10 protein-coding genes are annotated in these 15,127 nt (G+C 45.1%); 7 read left to right on the top strand and 3 right to left on the bottom strand.

Annotation, left to right across the window (positions count from 1 at the left end; all coding sequences use genetic code 11):
* Positions 1-834, bottom strand: an 834-nt coding sequence (locus tag GPLA_RS15100; RefSeq protein WP_040514989.1) for a phosphoethanolamine transferase domain-containing protein, incomplete at its 3' end; no start/stop codon positions are given.
* Positions 835-1,018: 184 nt separating this feature from the next.
* On the opposite strand from GPLA_RS15100, the gene GPLA_RS15095 reads away from it, so the two are divergent.
* The 4 genes from GPLA_RS15095 (at position 1,019) to GPLA_RS15080 (ending at position 7,304) form a co-directional block, all read left to right on the top strand.
* Positions 1,019-2,767, top strand: a complete 1,749-nt coding sequence (locus GPLA_RS15095; protein WP_007105812.1) for an ABC transporter transmembrane domain-containing protein — start codon at positions 1,019-1,021, stop codon at positions 2,765-2,767.
* A gap of 47 nt (positions 2,768-2,814) precedes the next feature.
* A complete protein-coding gene (gene def, locus GPLA_RS15090; protein ID WP_007105811.1) occupies positions 2,815-3,351 on the top strand; it encodes a peptide deformylase in 537 nt (178 codons plus the stop codon).
* Between the two features lie 273 nt (positions 3,352-3,624).
* A complete protein-coding gene (locus GPLA_RS15085) occupies positions 3,625-4,812 on the top strand; it encodes a lytic murein transglycosylase (protein WP_083882081.1) in 1,188 nt (395 codons plus the stop codon).
* A 170-nt stretch (positions 4,813-4,982) separates the two neighbouring features.
* On the top strand, positions 4,983-7,304 hold the full coding sequence (locus GPLA_RS15080) for a YgiQ family radical SAM protein (RefSeq protein ID WP_007105809.1): 2,322 nt from the start codon (positions 4,983-4,985) through the stop codon (positions 7,302-7,304).
* Between the two features lie 55 nt (positions 7,305-7,359).
* Here the strand turns inward: GPLA_RS15080 and GPLA_RS15075 are convergent, their stop codons facing one another.
* The gene (locus GPLA_RS15075; protein ID WP_040514983.1) at positions 7,360-7,866 is read right to left on the bottom strand and encodes a CHRD domain-containing protein; all 507 of its coding nucleotides are present in this window, start codon (positions 7,864-7,866) and stop codon (positions 7,360-7,362) included.
* Between the two features lie 536 nt (positions 7,867-8,402).
* Complete coding sequence (locus tag GPLA_RS15070) at positions 8,403-9,482, bottom strand: SMP-30/gluconolactonase/LRE family protein (RefSeq protein ID WP_007105805.1); 1,080 nt, start codon at positions 9,480-9,482, stop codon at positions 8,403-8,405.
* Positions 9,483-9,898: 416 nt separating this feature from the next.
* Between GPLA_RS15070 and acnB the strand changes: the two genes are divergently transcribed.
* The 3 genes from acnB to lysC all read left to right on the top strand — a co-directional run bounded on the left by acnB (position 9,899) and on the right by lysC (position 15,056).
* Positions 9,899-12,511: a bifunctional aconitate hydratase 2/2-methylisocitrate dehydratase gene (gene acnB, locus GPLA_RS15060; protein WP_007105803.1), complete on the top strand. Its 2,613-nt coding sequence runs from the start codon at positions 9,899-9,901 to the stop codon at positions 12,509-12,511.
* 280 nt (positions 12,512-12,791) lie between these two features.
* Positions 12,792-13,259, top strand: a complete 468-nt coding sequence (locus GPLA_RS15055; protein WP_007105801.1) for a DUF192 domain-containing protein — start codon at positions 12,792-12,794, stop codon at positions 13,257-13,259.
* Positions 13,260-13,700: 441 nt separating this feature from the next.
* Positions 13,701-15,056 (top strand): lysine-sensitive aspartokinase 3, encoded by a 1,356-nt coding sequence (lysC, locus tag GPLA_RS15050; RefSeq protein ID WP_007105800.1) that lies wholly within the window; start codon positions 13,701-13,703, stop codon positions 15,054-15,056.
* The last annotated feature ends 71 nt before the right edge of the window (positions 15,057-15,127 follow it).

Below are 15,127 nucleotides of genomic sequence, written 5' to 3'. Positions count from 1 at the left end.
AAACGACACTAGGTCTTTTTCGTTGCTCAATAAGGGATTGGTTTCACGGGTATAGCCATTTAAAGAAAAGTGGTCGGCCCGGGCGGTTTCCCCTACAACCACAATAACAAGTTCACTGGCTATATCCGTATCAGGAATGGCAGCACGGGTGGTTTTAAAGACATATTGGTCGGACGATGCTGAACGCAAATTTTGCAAACCCAAGGTCACAAAAGAATACATCGGCTCCACTGGATTGGTATAAAAGCGCACCGCTTTATGTTCACGGAAAAAACTGGCGTATTGACCACTAAAAGTGAAGAGGTTGGCGCCAATAATAACCACACTGGCGAATAGGGTTAAGCTGGTAAATATAGCGCGACGTTTGATATCCGCTAATTTTGGTTGCTTTACAATAGTCAGTTGACTAATCACCATTATTGGCAGTATGCCAAACAGCACAACATGCCCTAACATGCCTAAATTGAATAGATCTGTTGCCTCTGCGGTATCCGTGGCAAAGAGATTACGGATCATTTCTTGATCAAATATGATGCCGAAACCATCAGTGAAATAACTGCACAATGCTGCCGTTAATAGGATGATGAAAATGGCGAGTTTTACGGGCATAAACCAATTCAACAAAATGCACAGTATGCAATTCAGCGCCCATAACATGATGCCCACTGAAATGATAAATAGGCTGTTTTGTGCCCAAGGGTATGCAGTATTAAGGTGCCCGAAGAAAGTGAAATTGCCGGTTAATGTAACAAATAAGGCCGTCAGCACCATGGCCATTTGCGGTTTGATTTTACAACACTGTAGCTGATGTTTGAATTGCTGGATTATATGCATAAAATATTTACGGATCGCTGTATCAATGAAGGCGCATCATAGAGTGGCCAGCTTAACAATATATTAAGGTGTTATTTAAAACTGCCTGACGTGCCCCAAGATCCTTTCTACCTATTTTTGAGTAGCATGATTGGTAACCTCTCGTTTCGTCGCTACTTTATGTCATTGAATTATTAGGACGCCCGTGAAATCCGTTAAAACCCTCACCCTAATGCGTTGGTTGTTTGGTCAACTTGCCCCCTATAAAGTAAAAGTGCTGTTCGCTATTGGCGCTTTAATCGTCGGTTCTGGCTCTTGGTTATTGCTCGGCCAAGGTGTGAAAGTGGTGGTTGATGAAGGGTTTGTGGCCAGTAACGCCGATAAACTTAATCAAATGATGCTGGTTGTCATGGGGATCGCGTTAATTGGTAGCGTGGCGGCTTATTTTCGTTTTTATCTGATGATTTGGTTGGGGGAGCGGGTTAGCGCAGATATACGCCAATCGGTATATTCTCATTTACTTACTTTGCCGCCGGCGTTTTTTGAAAAAACACGCACAGGTGAAGTGATTTCCCGATTCACCAGTGACACCACTGTATTGCAATCAGTGGTCGGCATGGGATTATCTATGGCACTGCGAGCCAGCATTACCTTTATTGGTGCTTTGTTACTGATGCTGATCACCAGCCCGATGTTAACCTTATATGTACTGATTGCGGTGCCAATCGTGTTGTTACCCATTCGTATTTTTGGCGCAAAGGTGCGTTACTACGCCCGCAACAGTCAAGACAGAGTGGCCGATTTAGGGGCTTATGTTGATGAGTCTTTACATGAAATTCATACCGTACAAGCTTATTCCCATGAACATTTAGATAAGAGTATGTTCGAAGGACGAGTAGAAGATGTGATGAGCGCTGCTAAAAGTAGAATTCGATTTCGTGCTTTGCTGGTGTCATGCATCATGGGGATCAGCATTACGGCTATTACGATTGTCGCATGGCTTGGGGCACAGCAAGTGTTAAACGGCAGTTTAAGTGCCGGTGAGTTAACCGCTTTTATGTTTTACGCTGTGATGGCGGGCGGAGCAGTGGCGACGATAAGTGAAGTGATTGGTGAGATACAAAAGGCGGCAGGAGCGAGCGAACGATTGATGGAACTGCTTAATACCAGCAGCACTGTGATGGCACCGTCAGACCCAAAACCCTTGCCGACACATGTGACTGGGAATTTGCAGTTATCTCAGGTCGATTTCAGTTATCCCAGTGGTGAGGGCGTGCTGGCATTAGAGCAATTAAATTTAGCCATTGAAGCCGGTGAACGTATCGCATTAGTCGGGCCGAGTGGGGCAGGTAAGTCGAGTTTGTTTCAGTTGTTGCTGCGTTTTTATGACATTCAGTCTGGGCACATTACCTTAGAGGGAATTGATGTCACCCAATTGGGGTTAGACGACCTGCGGCGCCAATTTGCACTGGTGCCTCAAGAGTCGGTGATTTTTGCTACCAGCGTAGCGGAGAATATTCGTTATGGGCGCCCAGATGCCAGCGATGATGAAGTGCAGGCCGCCGCAAAAGCAGCTAGAGCAGAGGAGTTTATCGTGCAATTGCCCCAAGGTTATCAAACGGATCTTGGTGAGCGAGGAGTACGTTTATCTGGCGGCCAAAAGCAACGGATCTCTATCGCCCGGGCGATTCTCGCCGACAGGCCGATTTTGCTGCTCGACGAAGCGACCAGTTCACTTGATGCCGCGAATGAGCAATACATCAAATTAGCTTTAGATGAGTTAATGAAAAATAAAACTACGTTAATTATTGCCCATAGATTGTCCACAGTGATCAATGCTGACCGTATTGTGGTGATGGATCAGGGTAGAATTGTTGCGATAGACAAGCACCAAAACTTGATTGAAAGCAATGCTCTGTATCGTGAATTTGCTCAGCTGCAATTAGTCAGTTAAATAATGATAGCCAAACTTTAGGTGTTAGTTCAAAGGAGAACTGCCATATGAAAATTGCTCAAGTAGGTGAAGCTATACTGCGCGCCATAGCGACCCCAGTGACTGACAGTGAAATGAAGACTGAGGCATTTCAATCCTTTGTGGATAATTTACTGCTGACCATGCAAGACGCTAATGGGGTGGGTATTGCTGCGCCTCAAGTTTTTGATGAGCGGGCAGTGATGATCATCGCGTCGCGCCCAAGCCCGCGTTATCCCGAAGCGCCGGATATGCAGCCCTTAATACTGATTAATCCTAAAGTGAAACGAAGTGCAAATGAAAGCGTAAAAGACTGGGAAGGGTGTTTATCTGTGCCTGGATTACGAGGGTTCATACGCCGCTCTACCTGGGTAGAAATTGAATACCAAACCCGAGATGCTATGCGGGTAAACCTGCGCTTGGACGGTTTTGTGGCGCGTATTTTTTTGCACGAATATGATCATCTCATCGGCAAAACTTGGCTAGACCATGTGGAAGTAAATACCGATATTATGGCTGAATCAGTTTGGCGACGTGATATTGCAGGGATAACAGAAGATGTTTAGTGAATCGTTTTAACCTATTGGGCATACGAAAAATATAGAATTTGTATCGGTTAAATCGATCCTAAGTCTGTTAATTTTTGGTCAGTGGTTTAGCATAGCGTTTTTTGCTAAATGTGACCTTTTTATGAGTGGGAGTATAAGTTGCGAACAATATTAAATAGATTTTCGGCGGTCGTGTGTTTGTCAGTGTTAGCTTGTCTGAGTGCGCCTGCATATTCCCAAGGCACTGATAAAGACAAGGCCACGAAGGAGGTGCAAAATCCTGCTCAGGTAATGGCAACAGAGCACGCACAAAATAAAATGGATGAGGCGCTTAGCCCTCGTGCACAGTTTGCTCAATGTGTGGTTGAATTGCAAAGCCAAGCACAAGACGCTGGCGTGTCAGTGCGGGTGAGCAGAGACGTATTAGGCCAAGCTAAATACAAAGAAAAAATTATCTCATTGGATCGCAACCAACCTGAATTTGTGCAGACCTTTACCGATTACTTTGAAAAACGAGTGAACACCTGGCGTATCGAAAAGGGCCAGCAAATGTTGGCGAAACACAGGGCGTTTCTCGGCGAATTGAATAAGCAGTATGGTGTACCAGCTCAGTATTTATTGGCATTTTGGGGACTGGAAACTAATTTTGGCTCCTACAAGGGCAAGTCACCGGTTATTGATTCTTTGGTGACGCTTGCTTGCGATAACCGTCGTAGCCGCTACTTTTCCAGTGAATTAATGCAAGCCCTGTTATTAATTGACCGTGAAGATTTAGACGATAAGCAAATGGTTGGCTCATGGGCTGGCGCAATGGGGCATACCCAATTTATGCCATCCGCTTACATGAAGTATGCGGTAGACGGCGATAAAGACGGACACATAAATTTATGGGATAGTGAAAAAGATGCTTTGGCTTCGGCAGCTAATTTCTTGAAAAACTTAGGCTGGCAAACCGGTTTTAAATGGGGACGCGAGGTGAGTCTACCTGCTTCATTTGATTATACCTTAGTCGGCAAAAATACTCCTAAACCACTGTCCTTATGGAACCGCGAGGGCGTCACGCGGATTGGTGGTAACGCACTTGGCACTGCCGACATTAAAGGGGCATTGTTGGTCCCTGCAGGCCACGAAGGACCTGCCTTTTTGGCTTATAAGAACTTTAACGTTATTTTGCGTTGGAATAATTCTGAGTATTACGGCATTGCCGTGGGACATTTGGCCGATCGTATTGCTGGTCTAGGAACCTTATCTAAACCTCTGCCAAAACTGCCCAGCTACACAGTGGACGAAATGCGTCAGCTGCAAGACAAATTAAATGTACTGGGTTTTGACGTGGGTAAAGCCGACGGGATTTTAGGTCCTGGCACACGAGCGGGCATCAGTCAGTTCCAACGCAAACAGAATATGATCGCTGACGGTTATCCCGACCGTGAAGTGTTTGACGCACTAATGCGCCAAGCTGATCCCACTAACTCCTAGTTTCCATTGTCGTTGTTGTGAATGCCCGCTGCTGACAGCGGGCATTTCTTTTCATTAATAAGCGTGATTAATTACCTTTTTCGAGCGACTTTACTGGGCTAAAAAGTACTTTAGGTATATACTCCCGCGGTCAAATTTTAAGCAAATTTTTATCTTTTCTGTGGAGTTATATGTCCAACCTGAGTCAACCTGTCGCTAAATCGCCTGTTAAACGCCAACCCGTAGGGCGTATGAAAGCCGATCGCGGTCTTTTTTCTTACCCTAAATATTGGGCTGAATGTTTTGGCCCTGCGCCATTTTTGCCTATGTCACGTAAAGAAATGGATATCTTGGGTTGGGATAGTTGTGACATCATTATTGTGACGGGAGATGCTTATGTGGATCACCCTAGCTTTGGTATGGCGGTCATTGGCCGTGTACTCGAGTCACAAGGTTTCCGGGTGGGGATTATTTCCCAACCAGACTGGACAAATAAAAGCGACTTCATGCAACTGGGTGAGCCCAATTTATTTTTTGGTGTGACTGCGGGCAACATGGACTCGATGATCAATCGTTATACTGCGGAACGTAAACTGCGTCATGATGATGCTTATACGGCTAATAACGAAGGAGGCAAGCGCCCGGATCGTGCAGTAACTGTATATACCCAGCGCTGCAAAGAAGCGTATAAAAAACCCGTGGTTATCGGCGGTATTGAGGCGAGCTTACGCCGTATTGCCCATTACGATTATTGGTCAGACAAAGTACGTCGTTCAGTCTTGTTTGATTCGAAAGCGGATATGCTTATGTTTGGTAATGCAGAGCGGCCTTTACTTGAAATGGCCCACCGTTTTGCTGCGGGTGAAACCATAGAGCAAATGCAAGATATTCGTGGTACCGCTGTGATTCGTAAAGAGCCGTTACCCGGTTGGCAAGGTGTCGATTCAACGCATTTAGATTCGATTGGGAAAATTGACCCTGTTATCAGTCCTTATGAAATGATTGAAGATAAATGTGCCATTTCCTCTGAAGCTGAAAAGCAAGCTGCAATCGAAGAGCAAAAAGCCCAGCCTATCGTTGTACAGCCGTTTACCTCGAAAACCCAAAGGCGTAAACCTTGGGATAAAACCTATGTGTTATTGCCTCCTTACGATGTGGTGCGCGCCGAGAAAACCCATTACGCGCATACCTCTCGTATCTTGCACAAAGAAACAAACCCTGGTTGTGCTCGAGCGTTAGCTCAGCGTCATGGGGATAGAATTATTTGGATTAATCCACCTGCTTATCCACTTGAAACCGAAGAAATGGATGCGGTGTTTGATTTACCTTATGCCCGGGTGCCACACCCCAGCTATGGTAAGGCGAAAATCCCTGCTTACGACATGATCAAAACGTCGGTGAATATCATGCGCGGTTGTTTTGGCGGCTGTACTTTCTGTTCTATCACTGAGCATGAGGGGCGGGTGATCCAAAGTCGTTCTGAAGAGTCGATTATTCGTGAAATAGAGCAGATCCGTGACAAGGTACCTGGTTTTACAGGGGTAATTTCGGACTTAGGCGGACCAACAGCAAACATGTATAAATTGCGCTGTAAAAGTCCTAAGGCTGAGCAGGCTTGCCGTCGTTTATCTTGTGTATGGCCGGAAATTTGTGGACACCTAGATACGGACCAAACTCCTACGGTTGAGTTGTACCGTAAAGCGCGTGATGTTGAAGGGGTGAAAAAAGTCTTAATTGCATCCGGTGTACGTTATGACTTGGCCATTGAAGATCCCAATTATGTGCGCGAACTGGTGACTCATCATGTGGGGGGCTATCTTAAAATTGCCCCTGAGCATACTGAAAAAGCGCCGCTGGATAAAATGATGAAGCCGGGCATGGGCACCTATGACCGCTTCAAAGAAATGTTTGATAAATACACCAAAGAAGCAGGTAAAGACCAGTACCTGATCCCGTATTTTATTTCCGCCCATCCTGGCACAGAAGATGAAGATATGTTGAATCTTGCGCTGTGGTTAAAGGAGCGTAATTTTAAGTTAGATCAGGTGCAAAACTTCTACCCGTCACCGATGGCAAACGCGACCACCATGTACCACACGGGTAAGAACCCGATCCATAAGGTGAGTCACAAGAGCGAAGAGGTTTCTATCCCCAAAGGGGAGATCCATCGTCGTTTGCATCGCGCATTTTTACGTTATCATGATCCGGTTAACTGGCCATTATTACGTAAGACGTTGACTGAAATGGGTAAAGGATATTTGATTGGGAATGGGGCTAAGTGCCTAGTGCCAGCTGAAAGCCGCAATGAACTCAAAGGTCGCGAACAAAAAGAATTCGCTAAACGTTCAGCGAATAAGGCTTACGCCAAAGGTAAGGGTGCTCAATCACCTAACGCTAAGAAAGCCCAACAAGGGTTAACACGTTTCAGTGATAACCAGCCCCACAACAAGGTGGCGGGTACTGACCCAGACAGTCGCAGACAATCAAACAGTAGACGTAAAAAGCCACATTAATTGTGGCTTTTCTTTATTAGCAGGCTAAGACATTTGACCCAGTAGTACAGACGGTTTAACGACGGCGACGGCGCACGTATATCAGGCCAATCAGTGGCACTAATAATAACGAAAGTACGTCGGGCTCAGGCACGACTTGGCCACGTATTTCACCGCCAGGAAAGTCTGCCGTATGTATATTGATGTACCATAAACCAGCCAGTAAATCGCCGACTTGCTGATCGTTAAGTATGGCATTACCCATAGTCGGATTCATGGTGAAATCTATTGCAACCTCCACTCCTGCGTTCGCATCTGGTGCAGCGGGACCATGAAAGTGTGCTGCTACTACTTCGTCAAGACCGCTCCAGCCTATATTCCAAGAAAAATTATTCGTCATATCATCCAACCACATAGTGGCAGAGCCTGTGGCTAAACTACCCGAACCAGCACCTGCATTTGCCTGAGCACCATCTAGGGTGGCTGAAAAAGAGATTAAGTCTGCTTTGGCCGGAGCCATAGTGATAACCGCCAACAATGCAAGAATGTGTAGTATGTTTGGTATTTTGCAATATTTGTGCATGGTATTTGCTCTCCGATTAACTCAATTTAAACATCACTTGAAGAGCCCTTACTTACTCAAGTTAGCGTCGATTGAGTGCATTAAAAATAGCCCAAAATGGGTATATTCTATGCTGTGGGGTGACCAGCATATTTCGCGCCAGACTTGAAATAGATAGTCATTTCAACGTCATAAAACGCTCGGTAATGATTTGGTTATATATCTGTAAAGAACATCGACATAATTACGCAGGGTATTGATAATGGGTTGCTTATCTTTATTAGGAAAGGGGCAGTATTAAGCCATTCATGCAGTGTATGGGTGCAGATAAAAGCCATACTTGTTGTGGCTTTCTCTTTTTAAACGGATGGCTTTTTACAGCTATTCAGGTGGTAAAAATGGTTCTGCGTGTAATGAAAAGAGTTTTCTAAAAGAGATGTTTACGCATGTGGGTTATCCGCCAAGCTATGAAAATCTTAATAAGCTAGTTGGCGATCGAATAACCCCCGTGTTCATGCGCAAAAAATTGCCGGTATCGCTTTGTTAACGTGTTTTAGCTAATTAATCGGCTTTCGACCCACACTCTTGGCGGTCAAACTACTGATGTATAGTGCGTCTGAGGTTTCCAGTACACCTGTGGTAAACGGATATTCACCGCTTGGGTCTTGTAAGTCCATTATGACCTGACCATTTTCATTGATTTTAATGACGTGGCCATAGTCTTTGGCGACCGGACGCATAAAACGGGGTAAGCGCTGAACTATTTTACGTAAAAATGGTGAGCTAGCTAAATCGTCCAAGGTTTTTGAGCGAGGGGAAGCAAAGCCAAGCCAATACCCACCGCTTGGAGCACGAGCAATATTGTCGGGAAAACCAGGTAGATTATCGATTAACACTTCGACTTGCTCGGCTTTAGGGCCCGTAAGCCAGTAGCGTAACACCCGATAGCTGCCGGTTTCGTTGATCAATACTGAGCGCTGATCGTGGCTAACGGCCACACCATTGGTAAAATGTAATCCCTTGAGTAATACCCGGGTTTCTTTGCTGCGAGGATCATAGGCTAGCAGCCTTCCATTACCGGCATGTTCTAATATTTCAAGTAAGCTTGCGGCTAACGTACCACCGTAATCTTGGGCAGCAAATTTTGTCGTGGCGTCGGTAAAATACAACATGCCGTTTTGTGCGACATCCACATCGTCGGCATAAACGATTTTACTGTTATTTACCTGTGCACTGAGGACGGTGATTTGCCCGTTTTTACTAATGGATAATAAGCCTTTTACCGCATCGGCGACGATGAGATTACCCATGTGATCGAACTCGATCCCTAAAGGTCTGCCACCGGTATTTACCCAAGGCGTAAATCCTTCATGACTAGGCTTGAGTCGCATGATGCTGCCCGAATGAGTAGCGGTGGCGATAGTGCCGTCGGGACTCAATGCAAAATCCTCGGGACCTTGTTGTCCATCTAAAGATAATGTATCTAAATTGGCCAACTTATTGTTCTGGGCAAAGGGGCCTATATACCCGGGATCTTTTGGCGCTTGCCAAGCTTGGGGTTCCACAGGAACGGGCCACAGTAGCAGATAGGCTGCAATAGCAAGGACAGCCAATATGCTGAATTTGAACAGTTTCATGATATCTTCCTGACAAAGTAATGAGCTTTACCTATATCATGTGGCGAATGTTTGGTTAAATTGGTATTCGTTATTGGGCTATATTTATTAACCTGATTGGTGGCGACGGCTGTCACTGATGCGCCATATACAGAGAATATACTCAGTGTAAACATGGCAATGGTGAGCTCGGAAGGTGTTTTTAACACCTTACCCACTGCCAAGTTGGGCAAGTAAGCGAATTTTACCCCCTTAAAACCTGATTTTCGCAGCACTTAACATCTTATTAACCCCTATTTTTGTAGGGAATAGCCAATATAAGGCAGCAAGTAAACAGGTTATTTCTATTTTGACGCTAGAAGCCTTATACTTGCTCGGTTTTATTTACATACTCAAGAACGTCCGGTGTTCTTTGAGTCAATCAAGAGGTCCTAATTGTGTTAGAAGCATATCGTAAACATGTTGAAGAACGTTCTGCCGAAAGTATTCCACCTAAACCATTAAATGCCGAGCAAGTTGCTGGTTTGGTCGATTTGCTTAAAGCGCCGCCTGCGGGCGAGGGAGACTTTTTACTTGAGTTGTTATCAGAGCGCGTTCCACCGGGCGTGGATGAAGCTGCGTATGTAAAAGCAGGCTTTTTGAGTGCCATTATTAATGATGAAGCGACCTCTCCGCTTATCAGCAAAGATGCGGCTATCCAATTATTGGGTAACATGCATGGTGGTTACAACATAGTCACCTTGGTTGAAGCGTTAGATAACAACGATTTAGCTGAACTTGCAGCGGAAGAGCTTAAGCACACTTTGCTTATGTTTGATGCGTTTCACGACGTTGAAGAAAAAGCCCGTGCAGGTAATGAATTCGCTAAAGACGTATTACAGTCTTGGGCTGATGCTGAATGGTTTACTTCACGTCCTGACCTGCCAGAAAAAATCACCTATTCTGTGTTTAAAGTCACAGGCGAAACGAACACAGATGACCTGTCACCTGCTCCAGATGCATGGTCTCGCCCTGATATCCCATTACATGCTCGTGCAGCCTATAAAATGACTCGCGATGGCTTAACGCCTGAAGTACATGGCGAAATTGGTCCTTTAGCGAAAATCGAAGAGATTAAAGCCAAAGGCCACCCAGTTGCTTTTGTTGGTGACGTAGTTGGTACAGGTTCTTCACGTAAATCAGCGACTAACTCAGTGCTTTGGTTCTTCGGTGAAGATTTACCTGGCGTACCAAACAAACGTGGTGGTGGAGTCTGTATTGGCAGTAAAGTTGCGCCAATCTTTTTCAACACTATGGAAGATGCAGGTGCCTTGGTATTTGAAGCTGACGTAGACAACATGAACATGGGTGACGTGATCGATATATTCCCTCTTGAAGGTCGTATCACTAACGCTGAAACAGGTGAAGAGTTATCTAAGTACGAGTACAAGTCTGAGGTATTGTTAGACGAAGTACGTGCTGGTGGCCGTATTAACTTGATCATTGGTCGTGGTTTAACCGACAAAGCACGTGAGTCCTTAGGCTTAGGCGCGTCTGATTTGTTCCGTACACCGGATCAACCTGTTGATACAGGTAAAGGTTATACCCTTGCACAGAAAATGGTGGGTAAAGCATGTGGCGTTGAAGGTATTCGCCCAGGCACCTACTGTGAACCTAAAATGACCACAGTTGGCTCGCAAGATACAACGGGTCCTATGACGCGTGATGAACTTAAAGATTTAGCGTGTTTAGGTTTCTCTGCTGACTTGACCATGCAATCTTTCTGTCATACGGCTGCTTATCCTAAGCCGGTGGATATCGATACTCAGCATACCTTGCCTGATTTCATCATGAACCGTGGCGGTGTTTCACTTCGCCCAGGTGACGGTATTATTCACTCATGGTTAAACCGTATGTTGTTACCTGATACCGTTGGTACAGGTGGTGACTCACATACGCGTTTCCCTATGGGTATTTCGTTCCCTGCAGGTTCAGGTTTAGTGGCTTTTGCCGCAGCAACGGGCGTGATGCCTCTTGATATGCCTGAATCAGTATTGGTTCGCTTCAAAGGCAAAATGAAACCAGGTATTACCTTACGTGATTTGGTTCATGCCATTCCATTGTACGGTATCAAGCAAGGTCTTTTGACCGTGGCTAAGAAAGGCAAAATAAACGCTTTTTCTGGTCGTATACTTGAAATCGAAGGCCTCAATGATTTAACCGTTGAGCAAGCATTTGAATTATCAGATGCATCAGCTGAGCGTTCAGCTGCCGGCTGTACTATCAAGCTTTCTAAAGAGTCAATTGCCGAATACTTAACATCTAACATTACTATGTTACGTTGGATGATCAACGAAGGTTACGGCGACCCTCGTACTCTTGAGCGTCGTGCACGTAAAATGGAAGAGTGGTTAGCTAACCCAGAATTGATGGAAGCGGATAAAGACGCCGAATACGTTGAAACCATCGAGATTGACCTTGCTGATATTCATGAGCCAATCCTATGTTGTCCGAACGATCCAGATGATGCAAAAACTTTATCTGACGTTGCTGGTGTTAAGATTGATGAAGTCTTCATTGGTTCTTGTATGACTAACATTGGTCATTTCCGTGCAGCAGGTAAACTGCTTGAGCAATTTAACAAAACCTTGCCTACTCGTTTGTGGATATCGCCACCAACCAAGATGGACAAAGCGGTGTTAATGGAAGAAGGTTATTACAACATCTACGGTCGTGTGGGTGTGCGTACTGAAATGCCTGGTTGTTCACTGTGTATGGGTAACCAAGCGCGTGTACTTGCCAACTCAACCGTATTATCAACCTCTACGCGTAACTTCCCTAACCGTTTAGGTGATGGCGCTGATGTGTACTTGTGTTCTGCTGAGCTTGCAGCCGTTGGCGCTATCGTTGGTCGCATTCCGACTACTGCTGAGTACATGGAATATGCTAACAAGATTGAATCTATGTCTGGCGATGTGTTCCGCTACTTGAACTTCGACCGTATTGAAGAGTTCAAAAAAGCCGAAGCTGCAGCGAAAGAAAATATCATCCCTGCATTAAATATTGCGTAAGCACTGATTAAATAACATTAATTAGCGTCATGCACTATCAGCCGAACAGGCGTAAGCCTTGTTCGGCTTTTTTGTGGGTTAAATGCGGTTTTTGCTGCTCCAGCATAGTTAAGGTTGTTCACTTCTGTTTTTTGGTACAGTAAACTTAAGCTTGGTGAATAAAATAACCCATTGTTTTAAATTGGTTTTGTAACAATCAAATATGAAACAAGCAAGACGCGCTAACACATAAATATCCATGTGTTCACAGACGTGTTTTACTCAAATGAAGGGAATACTCATGTCATTAAAATGTTTACGTTTACTTATGCCGCTGTTATTAACGGGGTGTTTTAGTTTAGCTTCGTTTCAGGCCGTCAGTGCTGCAGATAACGAGCAATACCAAACATTGCCTCTAGTCAATATTACGGTGAAAAACGTGCCTCTTGAAGTGGAGTATGCTCACACATTTGAGCAGCGGGCTGCGGGATTAATGTATCGCAAGTCTATGTGTCAGCAGTGCGGTATGTTGTTCAAGTTTTCGGGCTCTAAGAAAGCCAGTATGTGGATGCAAAATACCTTTATTGCTTTGGATGTCGCCTTCATTCGAAGTGATGGTGTTATTGCGGATATCAAGCCTATGCAACCCCATGATTTAACCTCAGTGGGGGCGTCACAAGCTGTGCTTTATGCGCTGGAGATGAACCAGGGCTGGTATGCCAAAAATGGTATAAAAGTCGGGGATACAATGCTGATTAAGGCACAATAATTTACGCCCTTATGTTGCTCACTCACATCCGTAGGCAGCCTTTATCAACAGCCCTTACTTCTGGCGACAGAAAATAAACTCCTATTGGCTGGCATATCCACTGATCTCACCCAAAAGGGCGCTGCAATCCTGTGGATAGCCACTTACCCTGGTTATACCGCTCGTTGAGCCGGAACAATAAACACCTGTCGAATGGGGGGGCTGGCAAACATAGCGTCTTCTTCATCTATTGTTTTTATTGCTCGCGTCGCTGTGGTGGCGTATTTCTGCGCGTAAATGGGGGATTTTAAACCGTTCTCGTTGCATAAGTGACTGTTCTGGCATCCTATCGCATACCCTATTCCAAAAAGTGCACATAAACATAGAAAATATGCTTTATCTGCGCAAAAAAACTGGTAATTTATGGCATCTTTTTTGTACAAACTTTAATTAGGAAAAACATTGAGTGACTCATCGATAAACGTAGCTAAATTTGGTGGCACCAGCGTCGCAAACTATGCATCTATGCTTAATTGCGTCAAGGTTGTTAAAGGTAATCCAGACACCAAGGTTGTGGTGGTCAGCGCTTCTGCTGGGGTCACTAATATTTTGGTCGAGTTAGCCCACAAGGCGCTCACGAAAGACGAAATCAGCACCTATATTGAACAAATTCGTGCCATTGAATTTGCCATCCTACATGACTTGGGTGCGCCTACATTGGTGGCAGATAAGTTGATGGAGTTACTTGAGTCATTGAAACAATTAGCGTTGCATGAAGAAATTTTGCATCGCCCTGACTTAAAAGACAGCTTGTTATCCCATGGTGAGCGCATGGCGTCTTTATTGTTTAGCGAAGTACTGACTCAACAAGGCTTGCCAGCAGATAATTTTGATGTGCGCAAAGTATTATTGACCGATAGTGAATTTGGTCAGGCTGCACCGCAGCTTGAAGGTATTAAGCAGCGAGCCCTGCAGTTGATGGCACCGGAGATGACCAAAACAGTATTGGTAACTCAAGGTTTTATTGGTTCTGATGAAGCAGGCAATACCACTACATTAGGTCGAGGAGGCTCTGACTTTACCGCGGCTTTGTTAGCCGAAGCCTTAGGCGCACAGAGCTGCGAGATTTGGACTGACGTAATCGGTGTGTATACCACCGATCCACGTATCACAGATGCCGCTCGCCCATTGCCTGAGCTTAGTTTTGAAGAAGCCGCTGAGATGGCCACATTTGGTGCCAAGGTCTTACACCCTGCGACCATGGAGCCTGCGCTGCGGCAAAATATCAAAGTGTTTGTGGGCTCAAGCAAAGAGCCAGAGAAAGGCGGCACCTGGATTGTACGTGATTGTGTGCATGAGCCGTCTTATCGGGCGATTACCCGCCGTAAAGACCAAGTGATGGTCACAGTTAAAACACCTAAAATGATGTACGCACAGGGCTTCTTACAGAACGTATTTACCATTATCGCAAAACATAATTTGAGCGTTGATTTGGTGACTACTTCGGAAATCTGTGTTTCTTTCACTTTGGACAACCCTGCTAACTCAGTATTGCAGCGGCTCAATCGTGAAACGATTGAGGAGTTGAGCCAAATTTGTGAAGTCGAGCTTGAAGAACATTTCGATTTGGTCACTGTGGTGGGTAATAACATGCACAGTGCTGCTGGAGTCTCTAGCCGTATCTTTGCCGCGGTTTCTGATTTCAACCTGCGTATGATTTGCTTTGGCGCTAATGTGCACAACATGTCGATGTTGGTCAGCGAAAAAGACAGCACAGACGTGGTGAAAGCGTTACATCGAAGCTTGTTTGAAGCTTAATTATTGTTGTATGTAGGGGGCTAGCTTTCCTACAAAAAACGATAAATTTTCCATAAAAAAAACCGCTAACT

Origin of the sequence: Paraglaciecola polaris LMG 21857 (assembly GCF_000315055.1) — a bacterium.
GTDB classification, from domain to species: Bacteria; Pseudomonadota; Gammaproteobacteria; order Enterobacterales; family Alteromonadaceae; genus Paraglaciecola; species Paraglaciecola polaris.
The sequence above is the reverse complement of the archived record's forward strand: the minus strand, read 5'-3'. Positions and strand labels throughout refer to the sequence as shown.

Excerpts from the sequence above, each read along its gene's own strand:
- def (WP_007105811.1), top strand. The coding sequence starts at position 2,815 with ATGAAAATTGCTCAAGTAGGTGAAGCTATACTGCGCGCCATAGCGACC.
- GPLA_RS15085 (WP_083882081.1), top strand. The coding sequence starts at position 3,625 with ATGGCAACAGAGCACGCACAAAATAAAATGGATGAGGCGCTTAGCCCT.
- GPLA_RS15080 (WP_007105809.1), top strand. The coding sequence starts at position 4,983 with ATGTCCAACCTGAGTCAACCTGTCGCTAAATCGCCTGTTAAACGCCAA.
- GPLA_RS15075 (WP_040514983.1), bottom strand. The coding sequence starts at position 7,866 with ATGCACAAATATTGCAAAATACCAAACATACTACACATTCTTGCATTG.
- GPLA_RS15070 (WP_007105805.1), bottom strand. The coding sequence starts at position 9,482 with ATGAAACTGTTCAAATTCAGCATATTGGCTGTCCTTGCTATTGCAGCC.
- GPLA_RS15055 (WP_007105801.1), top strand. The coding sequence starts at position 12,792 with ATGTCATTAAAATGTTTACGTTTACTTATGCCGCTGTTATTAACGGGG.